The sequence below is a fragment of the Nocardioides psychrotolerans genome, assembly GCF_943371775.1.
In the GTDB taxonomy this organism is placed as follows: Bacteria; Actinomycetota; Actinomycetes; order Propionibacteriales; family Nocardioidaceae; genus Nocardioides; species Nocardioides psychrotolerans_A.
On the sequence record NZ_CALRWD010000140.1, the window covers coordinates 1 to 4,256 of the forward strand.

Genomic DNA, 4,256 nt, shown 5'->3' on the forward strand with positions numbered 1-4,256 from the left:
GTGCTGGTGAGCACCGCGTGCTTGCGCGAGAGGTCGGCCGTGGAGCCGGCTCCGTCCTGCGAGGAGGTGTCGAGCAGCGGTCGCAGCCCGGCATAGGCGCCGACCACGTCGGAGCGGTGCAGCGGGCGGGAGAAGGCGGCGGACACGACGTCGAGCAGGAAGCCGATCTCGGGCTCCGAGGGCTCGGGCACGTCGGGGACCTCGCCCTCGACCGGCACGTCGGTGAGCCCGACGTAGACCGTGCCGTCGGCCTGGGGCAGCACCAGCACGAAGCGGTTGGTCTCGCCGGGGATCGGGGCGAAGACCGACACGGTCAGCCCGGGCAGCGACTCCTGCCGCAGCACCAGGTGGGTGCCCCGGCTCGGCCGCAGCGTCACCTCCTCGACCAGGTCGCCGGCCCAGACGCCCGTGGCGTTGACGACGGCCTTGGCGCGCACCGTCGAGACCGCCCCGGTGAGCTCGTCGCGCAGCTCCACGGAGGTCCCGGTCGCCGAGAGGACGCGGGCGTGCGTGCGGACGTGGGCGCCGTACGACGTCGCGGTGCGGGCGATGGTCGTCACCAGGCGGGCGTCGTCCTCGAGCTGGCCGTCCCAGGAGAGCAGGCCGCCGCGCAGGCCGGCCGAGCGCAGGGCGGGGGCCATCGCGAGGACCTCGGTGGCCGACAACCGGCGTGGGGAGGGGAGCGTCTCGGCGTCGGTGCGGGCGGCCCGACGCAGCACGTTGCCCGCGATCAGGCCGGCGCGGGTGAGCGCGGCCTGGCTGCGGGTCATCGAGGAGCCGAGCGGCACCAGCATCGGCATCGCGCGGGTCAGGTGGGGGGCGGTGACCTCCATGAGGATCCCGCGCTCGACGGCGCTCTCGTGGGCGACGCCGATCTGGCCGTTGGCGAGGTAGCGCAGTCCGCCGTGCACCAGCTTGGACGACCAGCGCGACGTGCCGAAGGCGAGGTCGTGGGCGTCGACGGCGAGCACGGTGAGCCCGCGGGTGACCGCATCGAGCGCGACGCCGGCGCCGGTGACGCCGAGCCCGATGACGACCAGGTCGACCTCCGCGGGGGCGTCGACGAGGCCCGGGGTGATGACCGGGGTGATGACGGGAGCGACGGGCGCGCTCATGGGCGCAGCACCCGGGTGAGGAGCAGCGCGAGCTCGGCGTCGAGGTCGTCGGCGCCGACCTCGTCGTCGACCATGGTGTGCGCGGAGAGGACGAAGCCGTGGGCGGCGAGCAGCAGGCCGCGGGCGATGGCGACCGGGTTGCCGTCGCGCGCCTCGCCGGAGGCCTGGGCGGCGGCGATCGCGTCGGCGGTGATGGACAGGATCAGGTCCTGCGAGCGGCCGCGGCGGGAGAAGACGTAGGGGAGGATCAGCTCGGGGTCGAGCTCGATGATCCGCACGAAGAGCTCGTTGTCGCGGAGCACCCGCACGGTGCCGACGATGCCCTCGACCATCCGCTCGACGGCCGGCTGGGACGGGTCCTCCGCGGCGACGGCCGACTGCACGACGCCGGTCCACTCGCGGGTCATGAGGTCACCGAGCAGCTGGGGCATGTCCGACCAGGTGCGGTAGATCGTCATCCGCGACACCCCGGCGCGGCGCGCGACCTCGGTGAGCGTCGTACGCCGCCAGCCGACGTCGAGGATGCAGGCACGGGCGGCGTCGAGGTAGGCGTCCCTCGGCTCGCTCACCTCCGAGGGGTTGTTACGAAGTGACGTCATGTGTCACACTGTAACACATGACCCGATTCGTGCAGTCCGAGATGCACCCCCACCGCTGGGGCAGCCCCGACGCCGCGACCGTCCTCCCGGAGGCCGCCCGGGGCCTCATCGAGATGGCCTTCGGCATCGACGAGCGGCCCGCCACGCCAGCCGACGCGCCACCCGCCAGCGCCCTGGCGCCGGAGCTGCTCGACGCGCTGAGGGCCGTCGTCGGCGGCGAGCACGTGCTCGTCGACGACGAGGTGCGGCGGCTGCGCACCCGGGGCAAGTCGACGCCCGACCTGCTCCGCGCCCGCAGCGGCGACCTGAGCGACGCGCCCGACGCCGTCTGCCGCCCCTCGACGCACGAGGAGGTCGCTGCCGTGCTCGCGATCGCGGTCGAGCACCACCTCGCGGTGGTCCCCTTCGGCGGTGGCACGTCGGTCACGGGCGGGCTGGTCGCGCGCCGGGAGGGCTACGCCGGCCTGGTGTCGCTCGACCTGGTGCGGATGAAGCAGCTCCTCGCCGTCGACCACGTCTCGATGACCGCCACCCTCGAGCCCGGCCTGCGCGGCCCCGAGGCGGAGTCGCTGCTGGCGCAGGAGGGGCTGACGCTGGGGCACTACCCCCAGTCGTTCGAGTACGCCACGATCGGCGGCTTCGCCGCCACCCGCTCCAGCGGCCAGTCGAGCGCCGGCTACGGCCGCTTCGACGCGATGGTCGTCGGACTGCGGGTCGCGACCCCCCGCGGCGAGCTCGTGCTGGGCAGCTCGCCGGCCAACGCCGCAGGCCCCGACCTGCGCCAGGTGCTCCTCGGCTCCGAGGGCGCCTTCGGCGTCATCACCGCCGTGACCGTGCGGGTCCGACCTCTTCCTGCCGAGAAGGTCTACGAGGGCTGGAGCTGGCCGTCGTTCGAGGCCGGCGCCGACGCGATGCGCACCCTCGCCCAGAGCCAGCTGCTCCCCACCGTGCTGCGGCTCTCCGACGAGTCCGAGACCGCGATCAACCTCGCTAAGCCCGACGAGATCGGCGGCGAGGCGGCGGGCGGCTGCATGATGATCACCGGCTACGAGGGCGAGCCCGCGGCCAACGCCGCCAAGCGCGCCGCCGTCACCGCTGTCCTCGAGGGCCTCGGCGGCACCTGCCTCGGCGAGGCGCCCGGCCAGGCGTGGGCGCACGGCCGCTTCAACGCGCCCTACCTGCGCGACTCGCTGCTCGACGTCGGCGTGCTCGTCGAGACGATGGAGACCGCGACCTTCTGGTTCAACCGCGACCGCCTCTACACCGCGGTCAAGACCGCGCTGGAGACCACGCTCGGTGAGGGCACGCTGGTCCTCTGCCACATCTCCCACGTCTACGAGACCGGCTGCTCGCTCTACTTCACCGTCGCCACCAAGGAGGCGGCCGACCCGCTGCCGCAGTGGCTCGCTGCCAAGGCCGCCGCGAGCGACGCGATGATGGCCGTCGGCGCCACGATCACCCACCACCACGCCGTCGGCAGCGACCACCGGCCGTGGCTGACCCAGGAGATCGGGGAGCTCGGCGGGTCGATCCTGCGGGCGGTCAAGGCCGACCTCGACCCCACCGGCATCCTCAACCCGGGGGTGCTCATCCCGTGAACGCCGTCCACCTGCGCAACTTCACGCTCCTGGTCAACCCCGCCTCCGGTGGCGGCGCCGCACCCGACGCGGTCGTCCCGGTCGCCCAGCAGCTGCGCGAGGCCGGCTGCCGCGTCGACGTCACCTACTCGCCCGGCCCCAAGGCGATGGACGCCCTCGTGGGCGCAGCGGTCGACCGCGGCGACGTGGTCGTCTCCGTGGGCGGCGACGGCATGCTCTCCTCGCTGGCCGGAGCCGTGTCCCTGCGCGGCGGCACCCTCGGCCTGCTCCCGGCCGGCCGCGGCAACGACTTCGCCCGGATGCTCGGGGTGCCCGACGACGCCCGCGACCAGGCACGGCTGCTGCTCGAGGGCGTCGTACGACGGGTGGACCTGCTGTCCTTCACCCTCGGCGACGCGGCTCCGCGCCGGGTGGCCGGCTCGGTCTACTCCGGCGTCGACGCGCGTGCCGGCGAGATCGTCGACACCGCGCACTGGCTGCCCAAGCAGCTGCAGTACCCCTACGCCGCCCTGCGCGCCCTCGCGACCTACACCCCGGCGCGCTACCGGGTCTCGGTCGACGGCGACGTGCGCCACTACGCAGCCGCCAACGTGGTCGTCGCCAACTCCTCGTTCTATGGCAAGGGCATGAAGATCGCCCCCCACGCCACCCTCGACGACGGCCTGCTCGACGTGGTCGTGATCGAGGCCGCCGGCAAGCTCGACCTGATGCGCTCGCTGCCCAAGGTCTACGACGGGCGCCACGTCGAGCTCGACCAGGTCACCGTCCTCACCGGCCACCGCGTCGAGATCTCCGCCGACGCCCGGGTGCCCGTCCCCGTCGGCGGCGACGGCGAGCCGCTCGGCGTCCTGCCGGGCCTCTCGGCCGCTCCCGCGTGCGTCGAGATCCTGCCGTCGGCGCTGGCGGTCATCGCCTGACGGAAAGTGCGGCACGTTTTCGACCTC

4 protein-coding genes are annotated in these 4,256 nt (G+C 73.8%); 2 read left to right on the forward strand and 2 right to left on the reverse strand.

Annotated features, from left to right (window positions below; translation table 11 throughout):
• Positions 1 to 1,115 (reverse strand): glycerol-3-phosphate dehydrogenase/oxidase (locus AAG827_RS22010; RefSeq protein WP_341928349.1); only part of this gene is annotated, 1,115 nt, incomplete at its 3' end.
• Entirely contained in the window at positions 1,112 to 1,714 is a 603-nt protein-coding gene (locus AAG827_RS22015; RefSeq protein WP_341928350.1) for a helix-turn-helix domain-containing protein, read from the reverse strand. The genes AAG827_RS22015 and AAG827_RS22010, both read right to left, overlap by 4 nt.
• Before the next feature lie 17 nt (positions 1,715 to 1,731).
• Between AAG827_RS22015 and AAG827_RS22020 the strand changes: the two genes are divergently transcribed.
• Entirely contained in the window at positions 1,732 to 3,312 is a 1,581-nt protein-coding gene (locus AAG827_RS22020) for an FAD-binding oxidoreductase (protein ID WP_341928351.1), read from the forward strand.
• Complete coding sequence (locus AAG827_RS22025; protein WP_341928352.1) at positions 3,309 to 4,229, forward strand: diacylglycerol kinase family protein; 921 nt, start codon at positions 3,309 to 3,311, stop codon at positions 4,227 to 4,229. The genes AAG827_RS22020 and AAG827_RS22025 overlap by 4 nt, the downstream gene beginning before the upstream one ends.
• The last annotated feature ends 27 nt before the right edge of the window (positions 4,230 to 4,256 follow it).